Genomic DNA, 26,420 nt, shown 5'->3' with positions numbered 1-26,420 from the left:
GGGTCTTTACTTCTTTATTTAAAAGATTCAAGCGACCGGTCTTCCGCTACTTTTCTTACCTTGCTCTTCTCCGGAAGCAATGCATGTTTTTTTTCAGACTCAGCAACGATGACTGCACAAGCCGCATCTCCTGTAATATTGACAGCAGTACGGGCCATATCGAGTAAACGGTCGATGCCTAGAATCAGGCCGATTCCTTCAACAGGCAGGCCAACAGACTGTAGAACCATTGCCAGCATGATCAGGCCCACACCTGGAACACCTGCAGTCCCGATACTCGCAAGGACAGCTGTCAATACAACCGTCAGCAGTTCCGCCATTGTCAGGTCTACACCGTATACTTGGGCTATGAAGATGGTAGCTACACCCTGCATGATGGCCGTGCCGTCCATGTTGATTGTCGCTCCAAGCGGCTGCACGAAGCTACTGACAGATTTAGGGACACCAAGATTTTTCTGTGCTGTTTCCATTGATATTGGCAGTGTTGCATTACTGCTTGATGTACTGAAGGCCACTCCCATTGCTGGTGAGAATCCTTTGAAAAACTTGAAAGGATTCATCTTCCCCATGAAGTACACTGTCGATCCATAGGTCAATAATGCATGGATCAGCAACGCAAGAACAACAACTAACATGTAAACACCCATAGCCTTGATGGCGTCAAGTCCCTGGCTGCCGATAGCCGTTGCGATCAACCCAAAAGTTCCATACGGAGCAAACTTCATGACAAGGCCTACAAGATACATCATGATCTCGTTTCCTTGTTCAACCAGATTTAAAATCCCCTTCGTTTTATCCCCAAGTGCAGTTAACGCAATCCCGATGAATAGCGCAAACACAATAACCTGAAGCATATTGCCAGTTGTCAGTGCTTCAAACGGGTTTGCCGGAATAAGATTTAAAAAGGTTTCGCTTACTGGCGGAGCTTTTTCAGCCTTGAATTCCGCCCCACTCGTATCAAACTGGCCCATCAAGCCAGGCTTTATTAAATGTGCCAGGGCAAGACCAATTATGATTGCTATGGCTGTTGTAGATAAAAAGTAGCTTACAGTCTTAAAGCCTAGCCTGCCGAGTTTTTTTGGGTCGCCTAGTCCAGCAGTTCCAAGAATAATTGAAAATAAGACAATCGGTACGACAAGCATACTGATTAAATTGATGAATATCTTGCCGAGAGGCGTGAATAAGAATTTATCTAAAATAGTGAATAATTCGGGTGAAAAAATGTTGAGAATCAGCCCGGTCATCGCTCCAAGGCCAAGGCCAATCAAAATCTTCGTCGTTAGTTTCATAAGGATCCTCCCAAAAAAAAAGTATAAAAAACAATGTAAAGCTTTTTTCCCTCTTTCGGTTGTCATAAAACCACAAGAAATTAATTGGTCAAAACTACCAGCAGAAGAAAGTGTAAGGAGGTCCATATGTTAACATTGAAGGTTGATCGTGAACTTGAACTTCGAATTTTTGAGCTGCAAGAAGCCGGTGAGTTGTTCAGGCTAGTGGATTCCAACCGCCGCTATTTGAGGAAATGGCTTCCTTGGATTGACGGGATTCAGTATCCTGGACAATTTTCTACGGTGATACAGATGTGGCAGAAAAATCATCAAGAAGGGAGAAGCAGTCATTTTGGAATTCGATACAGGGGAGCCCTTGCAGGGAGTATCAGCCTGCATGCTATTGATTGGAACAACTCTCAGGCAAGCATCGGTTATTATCTATCGGAGAAACTGCAAGGAAGGGGCATAACGGTAAGAACTGTGACAGCGGTATTAAACCATGCTTTTTATGAGCTGGGACTTAACCGAATTGAAATCCGCTGCGGCAAGGACAATCACAAAAGCAAGGCAATCCCGAGGAAGCTTGGCTTTTTCGAGGAGGGTGTCATTCGTGATGGAGAATACTTGAATGGCACCTTTCATGATTTAATCGTTTACGGTCTTCTTGCAAGAGAATGGCATGAAAGGAATGCCCTATATCCTTGATCACTGGTGTTATAAAAATCAGTGGATCGGAAGTTTGATGGTGAATGTTGTTCCTTCAGGACTTGATTCCACATTGATATGGCCATTATGTTCTTCTATGATTTTATAGCAAATCATCAAACCCAGCCCGTTCCCATTCGCCTTGGTTGTAAAAAAAGGCTTACCGATCTTTTTCAAATCCTCTGATGAGATTCCTTTTCCGGAATCTGAGATTGAAATGGTCATCTCCTGGTTTGCCTTAGAGGCAGCGATCGTAATTTCACCTGGCAAATCCATTGCATCAATCGCGTTCATCAGAATATTGATCAATACCTGCTTGATTTTATTCCCATCACAAAGAAGCGTCCCGTCTTCCAACGTGGATGGCTTGGTTATCTCAACACACTTTTTTGCCGCCTCAGCCATTAAAAGAGTAATAGCATGGTCGATCAATTCATTCATATCAAAGGATTTAAAATCAGATTTATGCGGCTTGGCCATAAGCATAAGCTCTTTTGAAACAGCCTCCATCCGCTTTATTTCATCTTCCATGATCGCTAAATAATTGTGGTTCAATTCTTTGCCGGACTTCATAAGCTGGATAAAGCCTTTTAGGCTTGTCAAAGGATTCTTGATTTCGTGCGCAATACCTGCGGCTAGCTGTCCGACAACGTTTAATTTTTCATACTCCAGAATAAAATGCTCTGCCTTGATTTTTGCAGAAACATCACTTGTAACCGAAAACAGTTCAAATGGTTCATTTGTATCGGGATGTCTTATAACGGATATCCGTGAGTTCACCCATATGTATACTCCGTCTTTTCGCTTAATGCGGTATGTCAGGCTGCAAACTTCCTGAGACTCAGGCATGGAAGTACTCAATGTTCTTTTATAATCTTCTGCATGGACAAATAAAGTGTACAGCCTTCCGACTAATTCAGATGGCTCAAAACCGAGCATAGATTGAACAGATGGCGAAACATATTTAATAAGTCCATCCGGTGTTCTTTTACAAATAAAATCCATGGATGGTTCTACCCAAATCTTCTCGTCTGTCTTTTCGACTTTATGTAACTTCCTTTCCAAACTGGATAAAAGAATACTCATACACAGCCTCCTCTTTGTAAGAATTTTACTGAATATTTAAACTAATTTCAAATTATAATTGTTAAATTAAACACAAAAAGTATATTATTTCCATTGGGAAATTTTTGTGATGCATAGGACTAACACTAATTTGTTAAAAACTGAATTTTCCAATATAATTAAACATAAACTTCATACTTTATGTGTCCGTTTCATACATTGATATCAAACCGTATTTATGTTCCCCTTAAATATTCTCGATATGGTATAATAAAATTTAATTGATAAAGCTGAGGTGGTATGATGGGGCAATCTATCGTATCAAGAATTTAACAGCTGCAGGCGCGGAAGGAACAGCATAACAGGATTTCGGCCCTGGCTGATCCAGCCGCACGGAATGGGCCGTTAGATTTCTTGAAGAATTGATTCATGACTCTTTACGCATTGATTGAGATTGTTCGTAATTGTTGATTCATTCGTATTGAAGAACTTCTCAAGTGAAAAAGCGCAAATTAGTTATGAGAGCATTATAGGTTAAAAAATGAACTTGATCATTTAAATTAAAGTCTGTGCAGCAGGCTTAATTTTCAGTTTACTGGGAGGTGACTCCTTACCCGCTAATCCGCGGGCTAAGGGAACTTATTTGGACATATTTAACTTGGTTTGGATAGCCATTTTAATTGCTTTAACGGCATTTTTTGTCGTATCAGAATTTGCGATTGTTAAAGTGAGAAGTTCCAGGATCGACCAATTAATAGAGGAAGGCAGCAGAAAAGCTGTGCTTGCAAAAAGAGTCATTTCCAATCTGGATGAGTACCTTTCTGCCTGCCAGCTGGGCATAACGATTACTGCTCTGGCAATCGGCTGGCTTGGAGAGCCGGCAATTGCCGATTTGCTAAAACCATTGTTCAACAGCCTGGCTATTTCTGAATCAGCCGGACATGTCTTTTCAGTGGGGATTGCATTTGCGACCATCACATTCCTTCATGTCGTAGTCGGAGAGCTGGCCCCTAAGACATTAGCAATCCAAAAAGCAGAATGGGTTTCGCTGAATACAGCTGGTCCGCTGATCTTATTCTACAAGATCATGTACCCGTTCATCTGGTTATTGAATGGATCTGCCCGTCTTGCTGTTGGCCTTGTCGGTCTTAAGCCTGCCTCTGAAAATGATTTGGCTCATTCTGAGGAAGAACTTCGCATTATACTTTCTGAAAGCTTTAAAAGTGGTGAAATCAACCAGTCAGAGTTTAAGTATGTAAATAAAATCTTCGAATTCGACAACCGGATCGCCAAGGAAATCATGGTACCCCGCACGGAAATTATTTCGTTGTCAATCGAAGATACTCTGGAGAACTTCCTCCAGATAGTGAAGGAAGAGAAATTCACCCGTTATCCTGTCATCGATGGAGACAAGGACCATATTGTCGGGCTCGTCAATATAAAGGAAGTCATGACTGATCTAATCCATGACCAAGGCCGGGGCAAAAAAGAAATAGAATCATATATTCGGCCCATCATCCGGGTCATTGACAGCATCCCTATTCACGATTTGCTTGTCAAGATGCAGAAAGATCGTATACACATGGCGATCCTGATGGATGAATATGGCGGCACGTCCGGCCTCGTAACAGTAGAAGATATCCTTGAAGAAATTGTCGGAGAAATCCGCGACGAGTTCGATATGGATGAAGTGCCGATGATTCGCAAAGTCCAGGAAAGCCATTATATCATTGATGCCAAACTGCTAGTCAGTGAGGTAAATGAACTTCTTGGATTAGATATCAACGATGAAGATGTCGATACAATCGGCGGCTGGATGCTTACCGAAAATTACGAGGTTAAGCAGGGCGACGTCGTCAGTTTTGGTTCATTCCATTTCAAGATCACCGAAATGGAAGAGCACCACATTAAATATATTGAAGTAATGAAACAACCTGAAATCGAAAAGACAGCAGACAGTTTTTTTATGAACAAAACTGAAGTTGTTTCATAAGCAATCCATCTGTTGCTTCTAACAAGCAAAACCCAGGCAGGTCTTCCCTGCCTGGGTTTTTTGCGGCTTTGTTTTAAAGCTTCCAATTCTGGACATCATCTGCTTCGATGATACCCAATACTACATCATCTACGTCCGGGTCTGTCAATACCTTATCCCTGACCCTGAACTTGATATCATCTGCATCAGCAAGGGTCAGCCCCTTGCGCAGCTCCAGATAGCTCTCGACATGGTACTGCCTTCCCTCCTGGACAATCCTTAATGTATTGATATCAATGACATCTGGATCTGACAGGAGAAGCCTGGCTATACGATCCTCAACTACCTTAGGTGCTGCTACACCAATGAGACCTACCGTGTTCTCAAACCCGATTTTCAAGGCGATCCCGATCAGCAGGATTCCAATCAGCAAGGTTCCAATTCCATCAAGCAAATAAAATCCTGTAACATGCGCCATGACAATCGAAACCAATGCCAACAGGGCACCAAATGTCGCAATCAAATCTTCATAGAAGACCAATCTTGTAGGCGGTGCTGCAAGGCTTACATTCTTAAAGGCATTTGGTACAATACCAAAGCCCTTTGCGTTGCTTCTCGTTTCATGTGCAATCTCTTTCATGGCCTTGACCAGAATTGCTCCATCAACAAGTACTGCAATCGTCATGATTATGACATTTAGCCACATATTGGAAGAAGCTTTTGGGTGCTGGATCAACTCCCACCCTTTAATGACTGTTTCATAAGCCATAATGGAAATGATGATAACCGCTACCAGTACAAATAAGTTCACAACCCGCCCGAAACCGGTCGGAAATCGTTTTGTTGCTTCTTTTTCAGAAATGGCACTGCCGATGAAAACAAAGAATTGATTCAATGCATCCGCAACTGAATGAAGTGTCGTCGCCAGCATCGTGCCGCTTCCGCTGATCACTGCAGCAACCCCTTTGATTACTGCGAGGAATGTATTCCCAACCGCAGCAATACCGGAAGATTTATTTCCTCTTTTAAAAAATTCAACCATCGATGACATTTCTCCACCCGCTTTACTAGTTAAATATATTTTCCTTTACCTTTTCACATTTCCTTTAATTTTAAACATTTATTATCAGGAATTGGAGGAGCCAATTGAGTAGGGATATACAAAAAAACCTTCAGGACTATATCCTGAAGGGTTTTATGAGAAAATTCATGTTCTGCTCTTAGAAGCTTCCCCGACTCTTTTATTATAGGCATTCCATTTCTGTTTCGCATTGATCCATATGTCTTCTGCTAGAAGTTCGATTCCGATGGCCGTGAGTGAGAAGATATCAGCGTAGTGCTTTTTCACTTCCCATTTCAATTCGTGCTTCCCGCAAATGCTGTATTTGTTCACTTCTTCCATTTCCTTGCTGAGCAAAGCTAGCTGCTGAGTTTTTTCTTGTTCAGGAAGAGCGACGATTTCATCGATTTTTTCGATATATTCAAGTGATTTGGCGATTTTTTCGTTCACCTCATCATGAGTCTTCCTGTCTACCAGGTCATATTTCAGTTTAAAGGCATTGAGGTTCCTGGCAGATTCATAGGTTGATCGAACAATTTCATCCCTGGTCATATAATCTGTTTCAAAGCTGAGCATATATTTCCATGATGGCTGGGTGATAGCCTTTCGATGGTCTTCGATACTATGGCAAAACTTCTTATAACCGTATTTTTCCGGATTTTCGAATGCCGGACTTGCCGGGTCCAGGAATGGTGCCAGTGGCGCAACAAAGTATGATAATCGTTTATCCCCGCCACATGCATTATGAATTTCTTCACAGAAATCAACATTATCGAGCGCACTTTGATAATCCTGATGCGGGATGCCAACCATGAAAAATATATCGATCTTCTTGCAGCTATGCTTTAATGCTGCCTGCAGTGTTTCGATCACTTTCGCATTTGTGCAATTGAATTTGCCATTATAACGGCGAATTTTTTCGTCATGTGTTTCTAGTGTCAGTTCAACGCTGTACTTCGGTACAACCTTCTCAATTTTTTCAAAAAACTCCTCGTTCGCATATTGGAATAATTCAAATACCAGCTCATTCTTTAAGTTGATTTTGCTGAGCCTTTCAAAGAACTCATCCACATATGCCTTCCCCGCCTGCCGGATATCATGAAGAATGAAAATCGGTGCCCTGCTGAAGCGCTGGATAAAAACAATGTCCTCTACCAGTTTTTCAGGTGAGCGTTTTGCCAGCACTTTACGGTTGCAGTTATCCTTGTATGATTGCTTTGAGCCCCCGCAAATCAAACATCCCTGGGTGCAGCCCTTCGCCGTGAGTATGGCAGTATTCGGATATTGAAGCCAGCCGTTATATGGCAATGGGTCAAGGAAATTTTTATACTTGAAGACCGACTTGATCGTATACCGGTATCCAGGAATATCAAATTCATCCAGGCTGTCAGGGACATGGCTTAATGGATTGTAAACAGGATTGTCTCCATCCTTCCATGTAAGGTTCGGAATGCCGCCAAGGTGATGAGTTCCATTCTTAAAATGGTTGATCAAAAGGAGCATCAGCTTTTCGGTTGAATCACCCCGCATGACAAAGTCGATGAATGGATACTCTATTAACTCTTTATGATAATAAGTTGCGGAAAGGCCTCCAAAAATCATCGGTGTTTCCGGATGAAGCTTCTTAACAATTTTCGCAAGTTCAATACTTCCATGAGCGTGCGGCAGCCAATGAAGATCAATTCCAAATGCACGCGTCTTGATTCTTTTCAATTTCTTTTCCACATCAAAGTTTTCATCCATCAGCATTCGATTGGCGATATTTATGATCTTCACGCGGAGGCCATGGCGTTCTAAATATTCCGCAATGCTTGTCAGGCCAATCGGATACATTTCGAATACAGGAGATGACGGGACGACGTCACTGATCGGTCCTGCCAGAAGCGCATTTTTCCGGAAGTCGTAAACACTTGGTGCATGAAGAAGGACTAGATCGTATTTCAAAGGACTCACCTCGAATAAAATATATACTATTAATCTGCCTAATAAAGGCAATGTATGATTACACCTTAATCATAACTCCCGATCAGTTCTTCCAAGTCCTGCAAAGTGCAATTTTTTGTGAACAGCTGAACATAATACGAATATTAACAGCCGGAAACCCTTGATAAATAAAGGGATTTCGAGTTTATGAAAGTTTTGTGGATGGATTGTGATCTATGTAAAAAAAAAGACTGCGATATCGCAATCTTTGGATACATTATTTTTCCTGCTGGACCATGAGGATTTCTTCCTCGACTCTGCCCAATTTTAACAGATGGGAATCAAGGCGTTTGTGGATCGTGCTGAATTCTGAGTTGTTTTTGATTTCTGCCTTGTTCAGTAATTCTTTTAACATATTTTCAATCTTGGCGCTTTGCATTTCTTCCATTCTTTCAAGAGCGTCCTTGATATCTGTTATATCGATCTGGTTTGATGTTACGCGATGTTCAATACTGTCGACTTTCTCTAGACGTTCGAGCCTTTTCTCAATGCTTTCGGCTCTTTTATGCAATGAATCAATTGAACTTTCAATCCCTTTTATCAGATTAATGATTTCAGATAATCCTTCCATTTTGCATGGCTCCCCTTTATTTGGCTTAAGATTATTTTATCATCATTAATCACATCGATATGTTACAAAACTGGTAACAAAGCCGGCATTTGTTTTCATTTTAGCCACATTTCAAGATTACTTGATCCGCAGGTCCATGATTGCTTTTTCAGCGCTTCGACTGGACATATTGATAGAATTCCAGCGCTCTTCTGAAGCCATGAATTCCCGCTTCCTTTGCAGCAGCAACTCAGAGAGACCAGGATGGCCAGGATTAAGCTTATAAAGCTCCACCAGTCCTTCCACCCCTTCATAAGACAGCGAATTCAAATAATGAATATCGATTTTCCCGGTTTCTGAGTATCGCTCCAGATTTCGGTCAACAACATACTGATCAAGCTGGATCGTGTTGATTATTGTATAAAATATGATCGCAGAAATGATGTAAAAGCGAACAAGAGAGAGCCTTTCCATCCATATCCTCATAAAGGAGTAGCATAAAATCACAAGCAGGAAAACCATGAATGAATGTGCCAGTACCCTGGCAAAGGTAAATCCATAAGCCTCTTCATACATAAGCAGGCGTAAAAATGCTGAATACAGCATCACTCCGCTGAATGTAACGAGCAGGGAAAGAAGGGAACGAATGGCCAGTGTCAAAAATTTAGATGTTTTATCAACATACGAAACAATCGTAGAAATGATCAACAAATTCAGCATCGTTACAAAAAGAAGTTCAAAGAATCCTCTTCGCGCAAATTCAGCATACGTAAATCCAGCCTTTAATGTTTCACTGAAAAAGTATTGAAATTGTACTGCTACAAATAAAAGGTAAACAATATTCAATAAAGTGAGCACGGTCAAACTGATCACACTATCCCATGATATCCTTCCAGTTGGCTTAGGGTCTTCGGCCGGCACCTGCTGTTTAGTCCTAAGCACCTGAAGCAGACCAAAGATAGCCAATGTGTAAATGGCGACTGCAATCGTCCGCAGCACTTGCTCTTCTATCTTCAATCCCAAAAGCCATCGAGGAAAAGCACCCAGAAGGTTTCCGAATTGCTGGTCAGCAGAGACAAGCAGGTTGACGATCACAAACAATAGCGGCAATGAAATACCCACGCCAATCAGTACTTTTCGAATCGTTGCACTCTTGTTTTCTTCAAGTCCTCTGACAGAAAATTTAGCGACATGTATTAAGAACCTGTAGACATAGGCTAATGCTGCACCTACTGTCAAAAAGAGCTTTTGGATGAACGGCCACCTGTGCCACTGATTATGAAGCGGATAGGTAACAAGCACCAGTTGAATGAGGACCATTACTGGAATCACCAGAAAGTTCAACATATATAAAATCATATTCGAATGGAGGAAAAAGCTGGTGGACAGCAGCCATATGGAAGCAACCATCAATAGTCCCAGCTTTTTATTTGTAAAAGTAAATGAACGGTACCTCCAGAAAAACACAGCATAGAATGCTGTAATAAACACGGGATATGACAAGCCAATGAGCCCATGCAAGAAAGATCTTTCGGCCAGGATTCCCAGAGCAAGACAGACCAGGAAAAATACTCCGTCGCCTTTTTCCAATTTCAAAGTCATTATTATCTCCCCTTCCACCTAGAATAACTAGGTAGTTATTCAAAAAAATATACCTTTTAATTCTATATGCATAGAAATTCGATGTAGTAGACTAAAAAAATCAGATGGAAGCTTTTTTCCCCCATCTATATCCAATCCAACAAATTGGATACAATAACGCTGTAAAAAGGATACAAATAAAAATGAATGCTGGGCTCAGCAGCGGCTGGAACCAGTCATGTGGTATCAGATTGAGCAACGTCAGGTTCATGAGAATGATATTCGGCAAGATGGACAGGATAAACGTCTTTTTCATCAATCTTCTCCCCTTGTGCCCAAATCCTTTGCCAATCTCATACCCAAGCAGTGCCCAAAAGAAGAGATAAAGAAAGATGATCACAGCAGGTATGGAAGTAAGGCTTTGCCATGCCATGTCAATAAAAGGGAAATCAAAAAGATTATGTACAAGGGTCAGGATGATGCCACCAGCAAAGAAAAACAGATTAGCACAAATGAAAACCCATTGAGTTTTCCTTGGTGTCGTCGATAGTTCTTCACGCCAGCTTTCGGCAATTTCTTCTGGCGTCCCCAATCTTGAATGAATTTCCGAGTTAATAGCCGACTCTTCGCTATCCATGTCCTGAAACTCTTCAAGCATTTCGGTAATATGGAGCTCGTATTCAGCTAAAATTTGTTCTTTGTCTGCATGCTTCCCTAAGTGCCTATCAAGCTCCGCGAGGAATTCAGTCTTTAACTGGATCATTTTTCGTTCTCCTGATCACCTTGTTCATGACATTGACGAAGTGCTGCCACTCTTCCGTTTTCTCTATTAGGACTGCTCTGCCTTCATCCGTAATCCGGTAATATTTCCTTGCCGGGCCTTTTTCCTGCTCCTGCCAATAAAATTCAATGTATTCCTGCTTTTCAAGTTTATGCAATGCTGGATAAAGCGTTCCTTCTTTTACCTGCAGACTATGGTCACTACGCTTATCCAATTCTTTCACCAGCTCATAACCATACATATCCCGTTCATTCAGCAGCTGTAGCAACACTAGGGATGTGCTCCCTTTTAAAAGTTCCCGATTAAACATCCTATCACCTACCTAGTAATAAAAGGTACCTAACGGCATCATAATATAAAATGGTTGAATTTGCAAATAAACATTCAAAAAGCAGGCTGCATTTTTTTGCAAGCCTGCTTTTCAAATGGATTAATTGCTACCGGATGTTGCCTTCAGTCCGATGATTCCCACAAGAATGAAGCCTACAAACATCAGCCTCAGAAGATTGCGCGGTTCCCCAAACAAGACAATCCCTAGTATGACTGCCCCTGCAGCTCCAATACCTGTCCAGATTGCATATGCGGTGCCAATCGGCAATGTTTTAACCGCCATCGAAAGAAAATAAAAGCTGACCGCCATTCCTGCCAGAGTAATCAAAGATGGAACTGCCTTGGTGAAACCTTCTGTATACTTCAGGCCAATGGCCCAGACGACTTCAAATATGCCGGCAATAACTAAATAAAACCAAGCCATATTTCTTCCTCCCCTTTCATTTTAAAGCTCAGGCGACGGAGCTAGAATAAAAAAACCCGGGAGATATCCATAGATATCTCCCGGGTTTTTATCCCTCCGTGTACACAGGCATTCCTGTGCGCCCTCTCTCGGACCAGTCCAGCAAAGCTGCGGAACCCTAGAGGACTTTTGCTAATAAGAATAGTAACATATTCGAGGCAGTCAGTCAAAGGGCCATCAGCTTTCCTGAAGCTCCCTGTTCATCATTGTTTCATATTCATTGTATGGCAATGGCGGTGAATAGTAATATCCCTGCACTTCCTGGCATCCCAGTGATTTTAACAGGTCAATTTGCGATTCCGTTTCAACCCCTTCGGCAATCACTTTTAACTTCAGGTTATTTGCCATCGAGACAATCGTAGAGATGATTTCGCGGTTTTCCTGTGAATGCGAAATGAAGCTCTGGTCAATTTTCAAGCGATCGACTGAAAGCTTACTTAAATAACTCAACGAGCTGTACCCCGTGCCAAAATCATCAATGCTGACCTCGATTCCAATTTCCCTTAATGCCTGGAGCTGCTCATTGATGCTGTCTTCCTTCTTGATCATAATACTTTCAGTTACTTCAATTTCGATCAATTCACCATAAAGTCCATATTCTTTCAGTGTATGCTGCATGAACTTCACGAAATCTTCCTGGTAAAAATGGATGATCGAGATATTGATGGAAGTGCGCGGAACTTCAAAACCTCGGCTCTTCCATGCGACAAGCTGGCTGAACACTTTCCTGATGATCAGTCTTTCAAGAGGGACGATCAAGTTTGCTTCCTCTGCAATCGGGATGAACACGCCAGGAGGAATCATTCCATGGCGAGGGTGCTTCCACCTTGCCAGCGCTTCGGCCCCGGTTATCGCATTTGTTGCTGCATTGTATTTAGGCTGGTAAAAAACAGTGAGAGAATCGCTATTAATCGCGTTCCGCAATTCATTTTCAAGCTCGAACTTATTCAGGTTGTTGTCCACCATGCTTTGGTCAAAAAATTGGAAGTGGTTAGCGCCGTTTTCTTTTGCTTTATACATTGCCATATCAGCATACTTCAGCATCAGTTCAAGATTATTCGTATCTTCTGGATACCTTGAGATTCCAATACTCGCTGTGATCAGGAATTCCATCCCCTCCGCAAATAGCGGACTCTGGAAAGCGTGTACAACCTCCCTGGCGACCCATTCCGGCTTGTTTCCTCCAGTCACAAGAATCGCGAATTCATCTCCTCCAATTCTGGCAATAAGGCAATCCTCCGGCACAACTTCGGCAAGCTTCCTGCCGATTTGCACCAAAATCTTATCACCAAATGAATGGCCAAAGGTATCATTAATTCTTTTAAAGCGATCGAAATCAAGGTATATCAAGGAAAACTCTTCGTCATTGATAAATTGCGCTGCCATTACTTTCTCCAAATTACGTCTATTAGGCAAATTAGTCAATTCATCATGATAAGCGAGATACTCAATCATTTTGTCTGCCTTCTTCTGTTCTGTTATGTCCCTGACGATTCCAAAGACTCCCACCGTTATATTTTTGACGATGATCCTCACGGCTGTAATTCTTACATCCGCGTAAGTTGAGTCCGCTCTTTTCAGTGTGGTTTCAATCAATTTTGTTTCACCGCTGAGCACTTTCATGAAGTATTTCCTTATTTTCTTTTCTTCCTCGCTGCCCCCTATCAGATCGATGAAATGTAGGCCAACCAATTCATTATCCGTATAGCCAGTCAGCTCTACTGCCTCTTTATTGACACTTAAAATATATCCCTGCAAGTCAACCCTGAATACAGAATCAGGGTTATGGGTGAACAAAGATAAATGAGACTGGACGTTCTTCATGATCAGTTTTTCGCCAAAAAGGTCTGGGACGAGGATGAATAATAAGTTAGCAAAAGCCATATAAACGAATGGCGCGAGGAAAGAAAGTATGCCGCTCCCATCCTTTACGGCCATCATTGAAGTCAGGACGATATACGGAATACCTGCCAATGCCATGCCGCCAAGAACACTGCCTGCGTACTTATACTTTTTTACAAACTCATAAATATCCTCATTTGTAATCTGCATTAAAAAACGGATAAGCGAAAATGAAGTGACCAAGACCATTAATAATGACATAATCGATAAAACTGGCTGGATCTCGATTGCATCCCTGAAGATTATATAAAAAGCAGTATATTCAGCTGCCATGATACTGACAGCGATTAATAAACTTGTGAATACATACTGTGGAGTATTGCCTATATCCCTTTGAGCCAGACTAAAGGCCGCGTAAGACCCCACTCCACAAATACCAAAGAAAATCAGAAAAAAAGCATAAAAATTGCTCGTTGAAAATGGGACTCCTGCGGAAATAATCACAAATAAATGCGTAAGCAAAAATGTAAGAGCCAAAAGAAGAGAATACAGGACTTTTTTGCGTTTTTTTCGATATACAGTCTTTTTGATTTGCCTGCTGAATTCAACTGCCATGATTGAAGAAATGATTAAAAAAACGATGGTTAAAGCTATATTATTCAAATCAAATATGTACATATGGGGAATATCCATACTGCCCCTCGTTTCTGTCTGTTTTTTGCTTTCGTGGATTAGAAGCTGAGATTTGCCAGTTATTTCACCGACAACTTTCGCTAGAATGGATGAAGCTTTCTAAATATTATACAATATTCATCCAGATAATTGACGTAGTACGAGATTTATTTTCAAAATATTCAAATATAATCCATGCCATTCATAAAGAAAATTTAATATAATATAAGTAGAAGCAATTCCACTTTCAATCACGTAATGGCCCCTACTTACCTCACCCTGTTCGTCTCTTCCCAAATAAGCATAATTGGACAGACTCTTTTGATAATATCGGCATAACCGAATATTTATTAAGCACAATACGTGTATAAGCCTCTAAAAATATATTAAAAAGCCCCTGACGATTAATTATGAAATAAGGCGTTTTGCCGCCTTGGATAGGAGGGGATTAAAAATGCAATCGGAGGAAAACAGGAGGAATATCAGAAGCTTATTTTCTGAATCAGCCATCCTAAGGACCGCAGCTGCAATCAACTGGCCCATCATCGGTTACCTGCTTGATCTTAACCTGGATTTACTCCCTTACTTAACTGTAGCAGGTTCCGTTGGAGGATTGGCTTTATATGGTCTTTTAGCTGCAAGAAAGCGAATAGTGCCAGAAGAAGCCAATAAGAACTGGCCAATCATTGAGACAAGCGTTGACGATATAAAAAAGGCAGTCCGTATATATTCGGATCAGCTTCCGAAGGGGGTGTACCGAACCATACTCGTAAAGGAAGATAATAGGATCGATGCTGAACAGCTTGCCCCAATCCTGAAAGGGATTCCATCACAAAACTTTTACATGTCTAAGGAAACATACGATATTTTCACTGAAGAAGAAAAAAATCTTGCTTTAACAATTGATAAAGTCCAAAAGGCAGTAGATCTTTATGTTAAAGAGCATAAGCAATACCCCGTACTCCCCTATGACCCTCTGCACAGAGTGAATTATTATCAGCTGCTGAAAGCCCACTGCCTTGATACCCAACCGGAGATAGAGCTATATATCACCAATTACGATGGTTTGATAACACATAAAAAACCAGAGCAAAACAGCATCGGGAATTAAAATAAAATGCTGATTAAGTAAATGCCAAGGAGCAGAAAAATCACAAAGATAACCCCAGTGGAAACTTTTATCAAAGTACTGGCTGAAGCAAAAGTTTGATTGTTGATATTTTTCCGCACCGAGAAATAATGTGTGGTCGCGAAGAAGAGAATGACGAAACCAATCACCAAAGAAAAGATGCTGATCAAAACAGCAATTGTGTCAGCGGCCTTGCTTGCAAAGCTAATATTATTGAAGTGCAGACTTGAAGCCAAGAAGCCAATCCCGATTATGGCGATCGATGTCCGGACCCATGCCAGGTATGTTCGTTCATTGGCGAGATGCTGCTGGATATATTTTGATTCTAGTGTTTTATTTTCGTCCATCATACCACCCCCGAATTGCGGATCGTTTATTGCTTTCGCATAAGTATCTTCAATACCGCTTGGAATCGTTGGTTCTTGCCCGCAAAATCCTCAACATTAGTTTATCACCCGGGCCGGACAATTCCTCTTCATTTGCTCATCATCAAGCTTTATGATTCCTCGTTGTTGGGGAACGTTATTCGTCACAATGATGAAACAGGTTATATCGCATAAAACACGGCTGAATTCCCAGCCGTGTTGCTCTTCATAAGTTATAATAAATACAGGAGGCTGATCAATTTGGAAGATAAGAAAAATAACTCTCCTGAAATGGAGTTGGATGAGGAAACTTTATTCATGGTCTCACAGACGTTCAAGGCCCTCTCAGACCCGACACGGCTCAGGATTCTCCATCTGCTGTTCCAGGGAGAACATTCGGTCAATGAGATTGCTGAAAAACTCTCTTTGCTGCAATCAACTGTTTCACATCAGCTGCGCTTTTTAAAAAACCTCAGGCTCGTCAAATTCAGGAGAGAGGGAACAACACTTTATTACACACACGATGATGAACATGTCATCGACCTTTTAAAGCAAAGCATAGAACATGCCAGCCATCATTGAGTTTTACCAATGTCATTGTCTGGCATGTCTTAAGCTTGTGAAAGAATGTTTAAAAAAGTTACTGCTACTCACTAATTGCACGGCCCATGTGCACAAGGGCAGCCATGCTCTTCCCCTTCTACTTGCAGCGTACTGTGGTCAATCCCAAACTTGTCGTGCAAGAGCCTTTGTGCTTTATGCAATACTCGGTCATGTGCTCCTTCCCCTTCGACAGCAATATGGCCGCTAAGCATGAAAACACCTGATGTGATGGACCAAACATGGACATCGTGTACATCCTTCACCTCGGGAATCTTCAGTATTTCATCTTTCACTTCATCCAGTTTTACCTGCTCTGGTGCCCCTTCCATTAACACGTGGAAGCTTTCCTTTGTCACCCTCCAGCCACTTATGATGATCAGGATTGCCACTGCGACGCTTGCAATCGGATCGGCGAGTCCCCAGCCAAAGAAGTAAATCAGCAATGCTGCAGTGATGGCACCTACTGAACCCAGCATGTCACCTATTACATGGAGGAACGCACTTCTTACGTTTAGGTTCTCATCTTTGTCCCCACTCATTAAAATCCATGCCGCGACGATATTGACAAGCAATCCGATGACCGAGATTGTCAGCATCCCAAGGCTTTGAACCTCTGGAGGATCTGTGAAGCGCTGATACGCTTCCACAAAGATATAAATGGAAATGACAATCAAGGTCAGCCCATTGAGTGCAGCTGCAATGATTTCAAAACGCTTGAACCCATATGTCTTGCTTTGGGTAGCGTTTTTTTCACCAAGCTTCATCGCGAACAAGCTCAACCCAAGCGCGGCTGCATCGCTCAGCATATGGCCTGCATCCGAAAGCAGGGCAAGGCTGTTAGTGATGACCCCGCCAATTACCTCCACAACCATGAATGTGGCGATTAGAAGGAATGCCCAGAATAAAGCCTTTTTATTGTTTGTATGGCTATGGCTATGGCCATGTGCATGCCCATGTGAATGGTTATGCCCCATATGTCCGCCTCCCTTGTTTATATATGAATATATGCTCATATATATAATTATGCCTGACTATTGAGTTTGGTTCAATAAAAAGCTTGTCTATATTTTAAATACCTTATTATTATGGTTTTTACACAAAAAAAAATTAAACCGCTGAAAAACAGCGGTTTTGGTTTTAGCTTTATAAATATTTGCGGTGAATCCCTTTTCCATCATATGTGTACAGCATCGCCCTGCTTTCAACGATGGTTTCGATATGGCATTTCCTGCCCCAGAGCTGATGGACATATGGAAGGACTTTTTCAAGGTACTTAATGTCCAGCTCTATTCCCTCAAAGCCGTGAGTTATATATAATTCACCATTCTTCAGGTAATCGCCGTCTGTTACAGTCAAATACGGGAAGCCTCCATTGACTCTCATGCTGACAAGCTGGTCGCGAACTTGTTCCCACGCTTTATCGACAACTTTGTATTCACGCCCTTGCTTTTGGAAAAGATACATATCTTCGCGCATGACCAGATCCTTCGTCAAGTAGTTTCGTAAAAATGAGATATCCGATTCGATTTCGCGGACTTCAAACATTTTTTCCCGGCCTGAACCAGGCTTAACTCCGCGCCGTTTCATTTCATCAGTTGGATTATTATAGCGGTCTTCAATATCTTCAAAAATTTTGATTCCTAAATAATAAGGATTAATACCAGTCTTAGATGGCTGTACGACCCCGGCATTCAATTTCGCAAATTCGATTGATTCCCCGCTAGTCAAGTCCATCTCCCTGAGAATTCGTTGGTGCCAGTAAGAAGCCCAGCCTTCATTCATGATTTTCGTTTCAAGCTGCGGCCAAAAATAGAGCATTTCCTCACGCATCATCGTCAATATATCCCGCTGCCAGTCCTCAAGCTCACGGCTATAACTCTCAATGAACAATAGTAAATCTTTCTCCGGGCGCGGCGGAAATTTCTTTTTGTTGTTTTTGTCTTTTGCTTCAGTCTTTTTTGAATCAAGATTCCAGAGATCATCATATGGGGTTGCTGCGGACATTGGCTCATCTTCTTCATCCTCATCCTCAATTGACCATGCAAGCTTCGGTCTCATCAGTGAAGGATCGATATGCTCTTCTATAGCCAGCACCGCATCAAGGAATGATTCAACCTTTTGCTTTCCATGCTGTATTTCATATTTGCGGATCCTCTCCGCTGTTGCTGCCATGCTTTCAACCATATCCCGCTTCGTATTCTGGAAACGGACATTGTTCTTGAAGAAATCACAATGGGCAAGGACATGGGCAACAATCAACTTATTTTGAATCAGCGAATTCGAGTCCAACAGAAAGGCGTAACATGGATTGGAGTTGATAACCAGCTCATAAATTTTTGAGAGGCCCAAGTCATAATGAAGCTTCATTTTATGAAACTGCTTGCCAAAGCTCCAATGAGAAAATCTTGTTGGCATTCCATAGGCACCAAATGTATAGATGATTTCTGCAGGACATATTTCATACCTCATCGGATAAAAGTCCAGTCCAAACCCTTTAGCGATTTCGGTAATTTCAGAAATGGCATATTCCAGTGATTTCTGATCCTCTGACACCATCTCTCCCCCTTTCATCTCTTACAACAATGTATGAGGAAAAAAGGAGAAAGATGAACAGGTTAGAAACTTTACTGCTGGTGTTGTTCAGTCACTGTAAGACTCAATAACCTGTCATTTTTTAAATCATGAGTCACTTGGACCGTCATGATCATTGGTTTACCGTTGACGCTGACCTTGTACTGAAATGAGTCGAGTACCTGCCGATCGTCTATTTGCTTCCTGCCCATATACTTATAATCCTGGACAGCTTCTCCGGGAAAATCCTCCTTGACCACTGCAGTTGCTATCCTGCCATATTTTTCATAATCAGGCCTTTGTGCATGAATATCGACTCTTTGGATGCCCAGTAACAAAAACAACAACACAGCCATTGAGGCAAAATACTTTTTCATGATTACACTCCTTTTGGGCTGCCAGCTTTGTGATTCCCGCCTCGATATGTAGTCATTGCGGTGCGCAATTATACAGGTAAAACTTGAAAGTCCCTGTAAACAGGGTTGTCCAACATTTTCTGAGGAAGTTCCGCCATCAAATCCATATAATATTATCAACTCCTCATAAGGAGGATGGGATATGAACAAAATGGATTACGATCGGGCCTTATATTACACGCACCGATCTCAATGGGATAACCTGCTTATCCTTATGGTCAGGACCGAGGACCAGTTTCTGGCCAAGAAGATAGAACATTTTCTCCACGCTTACAACTTTGAAAAAGATTACACTGTCATTGAAAAACGCCTGTATTCCCTGCTCAGATATATCGACCACGCAAATGAAGCCGCCGGCGATGACTACCTGGAAACCGCTGTAACCGGCTCGATTTAACAAGAGAATTCCACCAAAAAAATAACACGGCCACCTATATTAAGGTGCCGTGTTTATTATTTTTTATGCTGATTTTCACTGGTAATAATTAGTTCCCGTTTCTCTCTGTACCGCTCCCCATGATCAGGCAATCGGGTAATTCTGCACAAGCGGGTGAATGACGATTTCATCAATCAGCATATGTTTTGGCGCGGAAGCCATATAAACAACTGCGTTCGCGATGTCCTCCACCTTCAGCCAATCATGCTTTTCCGGAAGCCCCTGTTTTGATTCAGCAAAATAGGTATCAACCATTCCTGGGTTGATGGTGCCAACACGAATTCCGTATTCCCTGACTTCCTGAGCGAGTGCTCCGCTGAAACCCTGGACAGCGTACTTTGAAGCTGTATAAGCGCTTCCGTTTGGAATGGTATATCTTCCAACATCTGAAGAGATCGTGATGATGGTACCCGATTTACGCTCTTTCATATGAGGAAGAACGGCTTTTGCGCCAAGGAATACACCTTGAACGTTCACTTCAAATAGCTTTCTCCATTCTTCAACCGTTACTTCTTCTGCGAGCTTGAAAAAGCCGATTCCAGCATTGTTGACAAGTACATCAACCTGCCCGAACGCCTCCATTGTTTTTTCAACAAGGTTCTTTACCTGCTGTTCATCGCTGATATCAGTCTGGACGGCAATGACATCAGAAAAACCTTTTTGTTTCATTTCTTCCGCTGTCTGATTGATTTCGTCTGAGCTGCCTGCGATTGCGAGCTTCATTCCCTGCTCAGCCAATTTCACAGCGATTTCCTTGCCGATTCCTCTTGATGCACCTGTGACGATTGCGACTTGTTCTTTTAACATATGATTACTTCCTTTCTTGCTGCAGTTCTGAGGCTGTAATTACTGGTTCTTTGCTGCTTCCATTTTCATTTCAACTTCCTGCATGAAATCCTGCTCGATTTTCTGCAGTTTCTGCTTGCTTTCAGACAGGCTCTTGTCGTTCACACCAAAATAAAACTTGATCTTTGGTTCCGTTCCAGACGGGCGAAGGCACACCCAAGTACCATCCTCGAGATAGTATTTGATAACGTTTGAAGAAGGAAGCTGGATTTTTTCTTCCTCGTTGTTTTCATTCACTCTTACGCCTGTTAAATAATCTTCCACTGCTGTAACTTTCAATTCACCAAGCTGCTTAAGAGGGTCCTGGCGGAAGACTCCGAGGGTTTTCTGTATCAGCTCTGCGCCTTCTTTTCCTTTTAGCGTCAAGGAACGCAGCCCTTCCTGATAATAACCGAATTCTTCATAAACGCTAAGGAGCGCATCGTATAGAGACATGCCCTTCTTTTTGTAATATGCACAAACCTCGACAGCTAGCATTGCAGCCTGGACTGCGTCTTTATCACGGGCAAAATCCCCGATTAAGTATCCATAGCTTTCTTCATAGCCAAACAGGAACTTATACTCCCCTGACTCTTCATATTGCTTGATTTTTTCAGCAATGAACTTGAAGCCTGTCAGGACATCAATGGTCTCGATCCCGAAAGAAGAAGCGATTTTACGTCCAAGTTCTGAAGTAACGATTGTCTTGAATACAGCCCCATTGGCTGGGAGTGTCTGTTTTTCCTGCTTTTGCGTCAGGATATAGTGCAGAAGCAGCGCTCCCGTCTGGTTTCCAGTCAGCACAACATATTCCCCATCTGGGTCTTTTACAGCAATACCAAGACGGTCGGCATCAGGATCTGTAGCAATCAGTACATCTGCATCTATTTTCTTTCCTTCACGGATTGCCAGCTCAAATGCAGCATGCTCCTCCGGATTCGGACTTTTCACCGTTGAAAACTCTGGATCCGGCAGCTCCTGCTCTTTCACGACCGTGACATTCTGGTATTTCAGGTTCGTGAGGATATTGCGTACTGGCATATTGGCAGTACCATGCAATGGTGTGAATACCACCTTTACATCAGCTTCATCTGAGAGTGTCGGATTTTCGGAAATCGTCATCAGCTTCTCAAGATACGCGCGGTCCACTTCGGAACCAATCATCTTGATCAAGCCTTTTTCCTTCAGTTCATGCTCGTCCATGACTTGAATTGACAGTTCATTCTCGATTTCATTTACCTTTTCGATCACTTCATCCGCACTGTCAGGCGGCAGCTGCCCGCCGTCAGGACCATATACTTTATAGCCATTGTATTCAGGCGGGTTATGGCTGGCGGTAATGACGATTCCAGCGTATGCATGCAGGTAGCGGACTGCGAAAGACAGCTCCGGTGTTGGCCTTAACTCTTCAAAGACATATGTCTGGATGCCGCGGGTTGCCAATGTCTTCGCTGCTTCCATAGCAAATTCAGGTGATTTATGGCGGGAATCATAGGCAATTGCCATACCACGCTGTTTCGCTTCATTCCCTTGCTCTTCTATGTATGCTGCCAGGCCTGCAGATGCCTTGCGGACAGTATATAAGTTCATCCGGTTGGTACCAGCGCCAATCTCACCGCGCATGCCGCCAGTCCCGAACTCCAGGTTTTTATAAAATACTTCCTCTAAAGCTTTCTCATTATCCTTTAGTGAATCAAGTTCGGTTTTCAGCTCCGGATCCAATCCGGCAAAACCAAGCCACTTATCGGCTTTCATCTTCCAATCCATGAAATGACCTCCTGAAAATAAGATTTGAATCTTACAGCTAATTATAAAACAAGATGGGGTATGATTGATAATTAAATTCATGAAAACCACAGGAATGTGTCCGTCATCTAGCTCGTGACGGACAGAAATTCGTAAAAAAGGCGAGAAAGTGTCCGTCACTTAGCAAATGACGGACAGGAATCCATGAAAACTGCGTGGAAGTGTCCGTCATCTAGCTCGTGACGGACAGAAATTCGTGAAAAAGGCGAGAAAGTGTCCGTCAATTAGCTCGTGACGGACAGAAATTCGTGAAAAAGGCGAGAAAGTGTCCGTCATCTAGCTCGTGACGGACAGAAATTCGTGAAAAAGGCGAGAAAGTGTCCGTCATCTAGCACATGACGGACAGAAATTCGTGAAAAAGGCGAGAAAGTGTCCGCCATCTAGCTTGTGACGGACAGAAATTCGTGAAAAAGGCGAGAAAGTGTCCGTCATCTAGCACATGACGGACAGAAATTCGTGAAAAAGGCGAGAAAGTGTCCGTCATCTAGCTCTTCACGGACAGAAGTGTCCGTCATCTAGTCTAAGCAGGCGCATTTGTCTTGAAAAACGAGAACAAAGACAACCGATCAGCCAATTGGAAAAATTATTCTCTTACTCATTGGAGATAATTGCACGGACAACACAGGTAATTGCACGATACATAGTGATAATTGCACCAATAAAGGTGATAATTGCACGAAGAAAAGGCATAATTGCACCTTCATCCTATTAAAGGAAAAATTAGGAGTTAATACCTGTTCACTCTTTTCATCATGATCAAAAAAGACCTGGGGCATCGAGCATTTACCCCAGGTGGTGTACGCAATCCTACTTCTTATACTGTATACGATAAATATCATGTCTGCGGTCTTTCAGCTGGCGGACTGTACCGTCCTGGCGCTGGCGGCGCAGGATTTCCAGGTCGACATCCCCGATCATGACCATTTCAATGTTCGGGTTTGTTTCGCCGACGATTCCGTCCCTCGCGAATTCAAAATCCGATGGCGCGAAGATTCCTGATTGTGCATACTGGATATCCATGTTCTCTGTTTGCGGCAGGTTGCCGACAGTACCTGAAATGACTGTGTATACCTGGTTCTCGACCGCTCTTGCCTGGGCACAATATCGCACCCGCAGATAACCCTGGCGATCTTCGGTACAGAATGGCGTGAAAATGATTTTGGCTCCCCTATCCGTGGCAATCCTTGCAAGCTCAGGGAACTCGATATCATAACAAATTTGGATAGCGATTTTGCCACAGTCAGTATCGAACACCTTCAGCTCATCGCCGCGGCTGATGCCCCACCACCTGCGCTCATTTGGCGTGATATGGAGCTTATATTGCTTATCGATTGTACCATCGCGGCGGAATAGATAGGAAATATTGTAAATCTCATCATCATCTTCTTTTACCAAATGAGAACCACCGATGATGTTCACATTGTAGCGGACAGCCAGGTCGGTGAAGAGCTCGATGTACTGCTCTGTATATTCTGTCACCCTGCGGACTGCGAGCGATGGGGACTTCTCATCCATGAAGGACATCAGCTGGGTCGTGAAGATTTCCGGGAACACGGCAAAATCAGATCCAGCATCCGATGCGACATCCGTAAAGTATTCACACTGATGAGCAAAATCATCAAATGACTTGATTTGTCTCATCATATACTGGACAACGCATATCCGTACAGGATTGCTTGTTTTATAAAAACGCTTTGACTTTGGCTGATAGTCGACATTATTCCATTCCATCAAGGTAGCATACTTGTTGGACTGAAGATCATCCGGAAGATAGTTTGGATTGATCCTCATTAGTGTAAAATCGTTCCTCAGCTGGAATGAGAGTACGGGATCATAGATTTTATGCGATGCGACCTGCCGCACATATTCACGAGGCGACATTTCCTCAGCGTGCAAGTGGTAATTCGGAATTCTTCCGCCAATGATGATACTCTTCAGGTTCATCTGCCTCGCAAGATCCTTCCTCGCTTCGTATAACCGGTAACCAACCTTCATTCTCCTGAATTCAGGATGGGTCATCACTTCAATTCCATATAAATTGTAGCCATCATGATTATGGTTCGTGATGTATCCTTCATCTGTGACATCATCCCAGCTATGGCGGTCATCGTATTCATCAAAGTTTATAATCAGGCTCGAACAAGAACCTACCACTTTCCCATCATATTCAGCGACAAATTGGCCTTCAGGGAAGATTTCAAGATGGCTCTCCAGCTGGTCCCGCTTCCATGGGTCCATCCCAGGAAAGCAGCTGTTCTGCATTTTGATGATTTCATCAATATCCTCTTGCCTCGTGTTGCGGATGATCATTCTTTTTTCAAATTTGGACAAATCCAATTCACTCATACAAATCTGCATCCTCTCAATAAAAAATTACGTATGTAAATTTACTCAGCATATCCCTATACCCAAAATGGCCATCTAATAATACTGTTTATTTATCTTCCCCTTTTCTATTGGGAAAAATAAATTCACATAATGTTAATTGAAATATTTTATTACATTCCTTAAGATGTAATGAGAGATAAGTGTTTTCTTTATAAAGATTGTTTAAATAGAAATTACATAGCTTAGGGGAGATTAGCTTGGAAAAGACGAAAAAAGATTCGAGGGAGTCGTTTTTATTTGCGGCTTGGGCTACATCGATCATTGCCATGTTCGGCAGTTTGTATTTCTCGGAAATCCGACAGTATGAGCCCTGCCTGTTATGCTGGTACCAGCGAATCCTGATGTATCCTTTTGCCTTGATACTCGGAATCGCTGTTGTAAAAAAAGATTATAAAATCTCCTTTTATACGATGATTATGTCGGCTGTAGGCGGATTGATTTCCCTCTACCATTATTCATTGCAGAAGGTGCCATTCATGGCCGACAATGCTGTTACTTGCGGCCGGGTGCCTTGTACTGGCCAATATATCAACTGGCTTGGTTTTATCACGATCCCATTCCTGGCTTTAACTGCATTTATCATCATTTTTACATTAAGCCTGTTGATCTGGCAGAAATCTAAGGAGGAAGCGTAAATTGAAAAAGGTCATTATTTTTCTAGTAATCATCATTGGTTTATTTGCAGCATTATTTTTCCTGAATAAAGCACAAAACGAGGAACAAGCCGAAGGAAATCCATACGGCAAGGACACGCTTCACCCAGAGACGGTCAAACAGCTGGATGACCCAAACTATCAAAACATCGTCCTGCCTGATGAGCTGGATAAGAAGCTTGAAAACGGCGAGGATGTTACGGTTTACTTTTACAGTCCAACATGCCCTCACTGTGTCCGTACCACACCAATTGTGGCACCACTAGCACAGGAGATGGATGTGGATCTTATTCAATACAATCTTCTTGAATTCGAACAGGGCTGGAATGACTACGGAATCGAATCAACTCCAACCATCGTCCAGTACAAGGATGGAAAAGAAGTCAACCGAATCGTCGGCTATCAGGAGGAAGCAACTTTCGAAGATTGGTTCAACGAGAACACATTGAAGTAAATACAAAAACGCCTGCGAATCGCAGGCGTTTTAATTTGTTTTTGATAGTAGTTTTGGATTATAACAGCAGTCTATTGGCGGCTTTTGTGTAAGTACTGATATAATCAAGATGAACATGCCTCGAATCAGAGAATTGACTGTAATTAAACGGGAAACAAATTCCGTAGTCTGTCAATGTCTGGACATTTTTACGGAACATCGACTGATATTTTTCAGGAATATGGCCAGACTCCAGAATAGAGATCAATGTCTGCATGCTCGTGATCACCTGGAATGCATCGCCAAGTGTACTGAATCTCTCGAACTGTTCGGGTCTCGTATGTAATACTTCAAGCCTTTCAAATTCATGAATATCTTCGTCCGTAAAGTATAATGGAAAAATATCAGTGTAAAAATACTTTGCCAGTTCTACTACTTTCTCTTCTTGTCCGGGTGTAGACGCAAATACAATTTTCAATGATCGACCCACCTTTATTTACCCTTGTAATCTATTCGTAAT

General features: G+C 42.3%; 25 protein-coding genes and 1 riboswitch. Of the genes, 7 read left to right on the top strand and 18 right to left on the bottom strand.

Annotated elements, in window-relative coordinates:
- Nucleotides 1-14: 14 nt before the first annotated feature.
- On the bottom strand, nt 15-1,289 hold the full coding sequence (locus RH061_RS05640) for a dicarboxylate/amino acid:cation symporter (protein WP_311074537.1): 1,275 nt from the start codon (nt 1,287-1,289) through the stop codon (nt 15-17).
- Between the two features lie 126 nt (nt 1,290-1,415).
- Here RH061_RS05640 and RH061_RS05635 point away from each other — a divergent pair, with 126 nt between their 5' ends.
- A complete protein-coding gene (locus RH061_RS05635) occupies nt 1,416-1,976 on the top strand; it encodes a GNAT family N-acetyltransferase (protein ID WP_311074535.1) in 561 nt (186 codons plus the stop codon).
- Between the two features lie 18 nt (nt 1,977-1,994).
- Here RH061_RS05635 and RH061_RS05630 read toward each other — a convergent pair whose 3' ends face one another.
- Nucleotides 1,995-3,062 (bottom strand): ATP-binding protein, encoded by a 1,068-nt coding sequence (locus RH061_RS05630; RefSeq protein ID WP_311074533.1) that lies wholly within the window; start codon nt 3,060-3,062, stop codon nt 1,995-1,997.
- Nucleotides 3,063-3,684: 622 nt separating this feature from the next.
- Between RH061_RS05630 and RH061_RS05625 the strand changes: the two genes are divergently transcribed.
- Nucleotides 3,685-5,034, top strand: a complete 1,350-nt coding sequence (locus tag RH061_RS05625) for a hemolysin family protein (RefSeq protein ID WP_311074532.1) — start codon at nt 3,685-3,687, stop codon at nt 5,032-5,034.
- Between the two features lie 73 nt (nt 5,035-5,107).
- Here the strand turns inward: RH061_RS05625 and RH061_RS05620 are convergent, their stop codons facing one another.
- From RH061_RS05620 to RH061_RS05585, 8 genes are all read right to left on the bottom strand, one after another.
- Nucleotides 5,108-6,064, bottom strand: coding sequence for a cation diffusion facilitator family transporter (locus tag RH061_RS05620; protein WP_311074531.1), 957 nt, complete (start codon nt 6,062-6,064; stop codon nt 5,108-5,110).
- Between the two features lie 156 nt (nt 6,065-6,220).
- Complete coding sequence (locus RH061_RS05615) at nt 6,221-8,017, bottom strand: TIGR04190 family B12-binding domain/radical SAM domain protein (RefSeq protein WP_311074530.1); 1,797 nt, start codon at nt 8,015-8,017, stop codon at nt 6,221-6,223.
- Between the two features lie 256 nt (nt 8,018-8,273).
- Complete coding sequence (locus RH061_RS05610; protein ID WP_311074528.1) at nt 8,274-8,627, bottom strand: hypothetical protein; 354 nt, start codon at nt 8,625-8,627, stop codon at nt 8,274-8,276.
- A 117-nt stretch (nt 8,628-8,744) separates the two neighbouring features.
- Nucleotides 8,745-10,208, bottom strand: coding sequence for a DUF4153 domain-containing protein (locus RH061_RS05605; protein ID WP_311074526.1), 1,464 nt, complete (start codon nt 10,206-10,208; stop codon nt 8,745-8,747).
- A gap of 100 nt (nt 10,209-10,308) precedes the next feature.
- Entirely contained in the window at nt 10,309-10,950 is a 642-nt protein-coding gene (locus RH061_RS05600) for an HAAS signaling domain-containing protein (RefSeq protein ID WP_311074524.1), read from the bottom strand.
- Nucleotides 10,931-11,278, bottom strand: a complete 348-nt coding sequence (locus RH061_RS05595) for a PadR family transcriptional regulator (RefSeq protein ID WP_311074522.1) — start codon at nt 11,276-11,278, stop codon at nt 10,931-10,933. The genes RH061_RS05600 and RH061_RS05595 overlap by 20 nt, the downstream gene beginning before the upstream one ends.
- A 120-nt stretch (nt 11,279-11,398) precedes the next feature.
- Nucleotides 11,399-11,722 (bottom strand): quaternary ammonium compound efflux SMR transporter SugE, encoded by a 324-nt coding sequence (gene sugE / locus RH061_RS05590; protein WP_311074520.1) that lies wholly within the window; start codon nt 11,720-11,722, stop codon nt 11,399-11,401.
- A 75-nt stretch (nt 11,723-11,797) separates the two neighbouring features.
- Nucleotides 11,798-11,894: riboswitch (guanidine-I (ykkC/yxkD leader) on the bottom strand.
- A 44-nt stretch (nt 11,895-11,938) separates the two neighbouring features.
- A complete protein-coding gene (locus RH061_RS05585) occupies nt 11,939-14,296 on the bottom strand; it encodes a putative bifunctional diguanylate cyclase/phosphodiesterase (RefSeq protein ID WP_311074519.1) in 2,358 nt (785 codons plus the stop codon).
- Nucleotides 14,297-14,729: 433 nt separating this feature from the next.
- On the opposite strand from RH061_RS05585, the gene RH061_RS05580 reads away from it, so the two are divergent.
- Nucleotides 14,730-15,386, top strand: coding sequence for a DUF3939 domain-containing protein (locus tag RH061_RS05580; RefSeq protein WP_311074517.1), 657 nt, complete (start codon nt 14,730-14,732; stop codon nt 15,384-15,386).
- On the opposite strand, the gene RH061_RS05575 is transcribed toward RH061_RS05580, so the two are convergent.
- Entirely contained in the window at nt 15,383-15,754 is a 372-nt protein-coding gene (locus RH061_RS05575; RefSeq protein ID WP_311074516.1) for a YidH family protein, read from the bottom strand. The two genes, RH061_RS05580 and RH061_RS05575, sit on opposite strands and share 4 nt — an antisense overlap.
- Nucleotides 15,755-16,060: 306 nt before the next feature.
- Here RH061_RS05575 and RH061_RS05570 point away from each other — a divergent pair, with 306 nt between their 5' ends.
- Entirely contained in the window at nt 16,061-16,351 is a 291-nt protein-coding gene (locus RH061_RS05570) for an ArsR/SmtB family transcription factor (protein ID WP_311076289.1), read from the top strand.
- Between the two features lie 71 nt (nt 16,352-16,422).
- On the opposite strand, the gene RH061_RS05565 is transcribed toward RH061_RS05570, so the two are convergent.
- From RH061_RS05565 to RH061_RS05555, 3 genes are all read right to left on the bottom strand, one after another.
- Complete coding sequence (locus RH061_RS05565) at nt 16,423-17,346, bottom strand: cation diffusion facilitator family transporter (protein WP_311074515.1); 924 nt, start codon at nt 17,344-17,346, stop codon at nt 16,423-16,425.
- 169 nt (nt 17,347-17,515) lie between these two features.
- Nucleotides 17,516-18,928, bottom strand: a complete 1,413-nt coding sequence (locus RH061_RS05560) for a SpoVR family protein (protein ID WP_311074513.1) — start codon at nt 18,926-18,928, stop codon at nt 17,516-17,518.
- Between the two features lie 68 nt (nt 18,929-18,996).
- Nucleotides 18,997-19,320: a DUF3889 domain-containing protein gene (locus RH061_RS05555; protein ID WP_311074511.1), complete on the bottom strand. Its 324-nt coding sequence runs from the start codon at nt 19,318-19,320 to the stop codon at nt 18,997-18,999.
- Between the two features lie 181 nt (nt 19,321-19,501).
- Between RH061_RS05555 and RH061_RS05550 the strand changes: the two genes are divergently transcribed.
- Nucleotides 19,502-19,756: a YhdB family protein gene (locus RH061_RS05550; protein WP_311074509.1), complete on the top strand. Its 255-nt coding sequence runs from the start codon at nt 19,502-19,504 to the stop codon at nt 19,754-19,756.
- A gap of 123 nt (nt 19,757-19,879) precedes the next feature.
- Here the strand turns inward: RH061_RS05550 and RH061_RS05545 are convergent, their stop codons facing one another.
- The 3 genes from RH061_RS05545 to RH061_RS05535 all read right to left on the bottom strand — a co-directional run bounded on the left by RH061_RS05545 (nt 19,880) and on the right by RH061_RS05535 (nt 24,772).
- Nucleotides 19,880-20,602 (bottom strand): SDR family oxidoreductase, encoded by a 723-nt coding sequence (locus RH061_RS05545; protein WP_311074508.1) that lies wholly within the window; start codon nt 20,600-20,602, stop codon nt 19,880-19,882.
- A gap of 39 nt (nt 20,603-20,641) precedes the next feature.
- Nucleotides 20,642-22,387 carry a phospho-sugar mutase gene (locus RH061_RS05540; RefSeq protein ID WP_311074506.1) on the bottom strand — a complete coding sequence of 582 codons (1,746 nt, stop codon included), beginning with the start codon at nt 22,385-22,387 and terminating at the stop codon, nt 20,642-20,644.
- An 846-nt stretch (nt 22,388-23,233) separates the two neighbouring features.
- Nucleotides 23,234-24,772, bottom strand: a complete 1,539-nt coding sequence (locus RH061_RS05535) for a GNAT family N-acetyltransferase (RefSeq protein WP_311074504.1) — start codon at nt 24,770-24,772, stop codon at nt 23,234-23,236.
- A 239-nt stretch (nt 24,773-25,011) separates the two neighbouring features.
- Between RH061_RS05535 and RH061_RS05530 the strand changes: the two genes are divergently transcribed.
- Together RH061_RS05530 and RH061_RS05525 are read left to right on the top strand one after the other, a co-directional pair.
- A complete protein-coding gene (locus RH061_RS05530; protein ID WP_311074503.1) occupies nt 25,012-25,449 on the top strand; it encodes a disulfide oxidoreductase in 438 nt (145 codons plus the stop codon).
- Nucleotide 25,450: 1 nt separating this feature from the next.
- The gene (locus RH061_RS05525) at nt 25,451-25,921 is read left to right on the top strand and encodes a thioredoxin family protein (protein WP_311074501.1); all 471 of its coding nucleotides are present in this window, start codon (nt 25,451-25,453) and stop codon (nt 25,919-25,921) included.
- Nucleotides 25,922-25,979: 58 nt separating this feature from the next.
- Here RH061_RS05525 and RH061_RS05520 read toward each other — a convergent pair whose 3' ends face one another.
- A complete protein-coding gene (locus tag RH061_RS05520; RefSeq protein ID WP_311074500.1) occupies nt 25,980-26,378 on the bottom strand; it encodes a YhcU family protein in 399 nt (132 codons plus the stop codon).
- Nucleotides 26,379-26,420 lie beyond the last annotated feature (42 nt).

Origin of the sequence: Mesobacillus jeotgali (genome assembly GCF_031759225.1) — a bacterium.
Classification (GTDB): Bacteria; Bacillota; Bacilli; order Bacillales; family Cytobacillaceae; genus Mesobacillus; species Mesobacillus jeotgali_B.
This window is presented reverse-complemented; position numbering and strand designations above follow the sequence as displayed.

Bases quoted from the DNA above. Each gene is read 5' to 3' on its own strand.
- RH061_RS05640 (WP_311074537.1), bottom strand. From the start codon at position 1,289: ATGAAACTAACGACGAAGATTTTGATTGGCCTTGGCCTTGGAGCGATG.
- RH061_RS05635 (WP_311074535.1), top strand. From the start codon at position 1,416: ATGTTAACATTGAAGGTTGATCGTGAACTTGAACTTCGAATTTTTGAG.
- RH061_RS05630 (WP_311074533.1), bottom strand. From the start codon at position 3,062: ATGAGTATTCTTTTATCCAGTTTGGAAAGGAAGTTACATAAAGTCGAA.
- RH061_RS05620 (WP_311074531.1), bottom strand. From the start codon at position 6,064: ATGTCATCGATGGTTGAATTTTTTAAAAGAGGAAATAAATCTTCCGGT.
- RH061_RS05610 (WP_311074528.1), bottom strand. From the start codon at position 8,627: ATGGAAGGATTATCTGAAATCATTAATCTGATAAAAGGGATTGAAAGT.
- RH061_RS05605 (WP_311074526.1), bottom strand. From the start codon at position 10,208: ATGACTTTGAAATTGGAAAAAGGCGACGGAGTATTTTTCCTGGTCTGT.
- RH061_RS05600 (WP_311074524.1), bottom strand. From the start codon at position 10,950: ATGATCCAGTTAAAGACTGAATTCCTCGCGGAGCTTGATAGGCACTTA.
- RH061_RS05595 (WP_311074522.1), bottom strand. From the start codon at position 11,278: ATGTTTAATCGGGAACTTTTAAAAGGGAGCACATCCCTAGTGTTGCTA.
- sugE (WP_311074520.1), bottom strand. From the start codon at position 11,722: ATGGCTTGGTTTTATTTAGTTATTGCCGGCATATTTGAAGTCGTCTGG.
- RH061_RS05585 (WP_311074519.1), bottom strand. From the start codon at position 14,296: ATGGATATTCCCCATATGTACATATTTGATTTGAATAATATAGCTTTA.
- RH061_RS05580 (WP_311074517.1), top strand. From the start codon at position 14,730: ATGCAATCGGAGGAAAACAGGAGGAATATCAGAAGCTTATTTTCTGAA.
- RH061_RS05575 (WP_311074516.1), bottom strand. From the start codon at position 15,754: ATGATGGACGAAAATAAAACACTAGAATCAAAATATATCCAGCAGCAT.
- RH061_RS05570 (WP_311076289.1), top strand. From the start codon at position 16,061: ATGGAGTTGGATGAGGAAACTTTATTCATGGTCTCACAGACGTTCAAG.
- RH061_RS05565 (WP_311074515.1), bottom strand. From the start codon at position 17,346: ATGGGGCATAACCATTCACATGGGCATGCACATGGCCATAGCCATAGC.
- RH061_RS05560 (WP_311074513.1), bottom strand. From the start codon at position 18,928: ATGGTGTCAGAGGATCAGAAATCACTGGAATATGCCATTTCTGAAATT.
- RH061_RS05555 (WP_311074511.1), bottom strand. From the start codon at position 19,320: ATGAAAAAGTATTTTGCCTCAATGGCTGTGTTGTTGTTTTTGTTACTG.
- RH061_RS05550 (WP_311074509.1), top strand. From the start codon at position 19,502: ATGAACAAAATGGATTACGATCGGGCCTTATATTACACGCACCGATCT.
- RH061_RS05545 (WP_311074508.1), bottom strand. From the start codon at position 20,602: ATGTTAAAAGAACAAGTCGCAATCGTCACAGGTGCATCAAGAGGAATC.
- RH061_RS05540 (WP_311074506.1), bottom strand. From the start codon at position 22,387: ATGGATTGGAAGATGAAAGCCGATAAGTGGCTTGGTTTTGCCGGATTG.
- RH061_RS05535 (WP_311074504.1), bottom strand. From the start codon at position 24,772: ATGAGTGAATTGGATTTGTCCAAATTTGAAAAAAGAATGATCATCCGC.